General features: G+C 41.9%; 1 protein-coding gene. It reads right to left on the bottom strand.

Annotation, left to right across the window (positions count from 1 at the left end; genetic code table 11):
• Positions 1–421: 421 nt before the first annotated feature.
• The gene (locus tag V7654_RS09880) at positions 422–1,963 is read right to left on the bottom strand and encodes a bifunctional GNAT family N-acetyltransferase/carbon-nitrogen hydrolase family protein (RefSeq protein WP_335430171.1); all 1,542 of its coding nucleotides are present in this window, start codon (positions 1,961–1,963) and stop codon (positions 422–424) included.
• Positions 1,964–2,053 lie beyond the last annotated feature (90 nt).

Genomic DNA, 2,053 nt, shown 5'->3' on the forward strand with positions numbered 1-2,053 from the left:
TTTCATAAACAAATTCTTCTAGGGGCGTCAGGTGAGCCTCCTCGTTGCTTTGCTCCTGCGGGGTGCAAATGGGATTATTTCACCTTGGTCTCACCTTGGCCACTAATCCGCAGGAGTCGAGTACCCTCCGCTCCAATCAAGAGGTGCTATTAATCATTATTGACCTTTAACACAGCCTTTTATAAAAATTGAACCTTTTTAACCAAGACTCTTTTCGTAAACTTTAACAAGAATGGGATTAACCAGTATTTCAACAGGGTTAGGAATAGAAAACGAAAGTTAGGAATATCAAAGCTAAAGAGTGTTGATTCGGGACTAATATTCTCCGTCACTTATTATAGCTTCTTAGGGCTAAATAACTACCTTCCGTATCTCCCACTATGCATAGCAAAAGCCCGCCGAATGGCAGGCTTTCCTTCTACTACTTTTTATAATGAATCCGGTAAATATCGTGTCTGCGATCTTTTAACTGGCGAACCGTACCATCCTGGCGCTGGCGGCGCAATACTTCGAGGTCGACATCTCCGATCATCACCATTTCAATGTTCGGGTTCGTTTCACCTACGATGCCGTCACGGGCGAATTCGAAGTCTGATGGTGCGAATATGCCTGACTGTGCATACTGGATATCCATATTTTCCGTTTGCGGCAGATTCCCTACAGTACCTGAGATCACGGTGTAAATCTGGTTCTCGACTGCCCGTGCCTGCGAACAGTAACGAACTCTTAAATAACCCTGCCGGTCCTCCGTACAGAAAGGTGTAAAAATAATTTTAGCGCCCATTTCAGTTGCAATCCTCGCAAGTTCTGGGAATTCAATATCATAGCAGATCTGGATCGCAATTTTCCCGCAGTCTGTATCAAAAACTTTTACCTCGTCTCCACGGCTGATTCCCCACCATCTGCGTTCGTTTGGAGTGATATGAAGCTTATACTGTTTTTCAATTGTTCCGTCGCGGCGGAACAGATAGGATATGTTGTAAATCTCATCATCATCTTCTTTTACGAAGTGTGAGCCGCCGATAATATTCACATTGTAGCGAACCGCCAGATCAGTAAACAATTCGATATACTGCTCTGTATATTCGGTCAGCTTGCGGACTGCAAGTGATGGTGTTTTTTCATCCAGGAAGGACATGAGCTGTGCTGTGAACAGTTCAGGGAATACGGCAAAATCAGAGTCAGCATCGGAAGCAACATCTGTAAAATATTCTACCTGATGCGCAAAATCTTCGAATGACTGGATTTGCCTCATCATATATTGAACGACACAAATGCGGACTGGATTACTTGTTTTGAAGAAACGCTTTGACTTCGGCTGGTAGTCGACATTATTCCATTCCATCAAGGTTGCGTATTTATTGGATTGAAGGTCATCAGGAAGATAATTCGGATTGATCCTCATGAGAGTAAAATCGTTTCTCAGCTGGAAAGATAGCACAGGGTCATAAAGCTTATGAGTTGCAACCTGACGTACATATTCCCTTGGTGACATTTCTTCTGCATGCAGATGGTAATTAGGAATTCTCCCTCCAATAATAATACTTTTCAGATTCAATTGTCTTACAAGATCTTTCCTTGCTTCATACAAACGGTAACCAACCTTCATCCTGCGGAAATCAGGGTGAGTCATCACTTCGATTCCATACAGATTGTATCCATTTGGGTTATGGTTGGTGATATAACCGTTGTCTGTAACATCATCCCAGGTATGGCGGTCATCATATTCGTCAAAATTTATAATCAGGCTAGAACAAGAGCCAACGATTTTCCCGTCATATTCCGCAACAAATTGCCCTTCAGGAAAAATGTCCAGGTGACTTTCCAACTGGTCTCGCTTCCATGGCTCCATTCCAGGAAAACAGCTATTCTGCATTTTTATGATTTCATCTATATCTTCATAATTTGTATTGCGAATGTTCATTTTCTTTTCAAATTTGGATAAATCTAGTTCCGTCGTCATAGGGTCTTACACACCTTTCATTTCTTCAATCAACAGTTTTATAAACATGCCTATTAATACAAGGCTCTGTAAAACAAGGCTGTTGATTTT

This window comes from Bacillus sp. JJ1609 (assembly GCF_036967045.1).
GTDB lineage: Bacteria > Bacillota > Bacilli > Bacillales > Cytobacillaceae > Mesobacillus.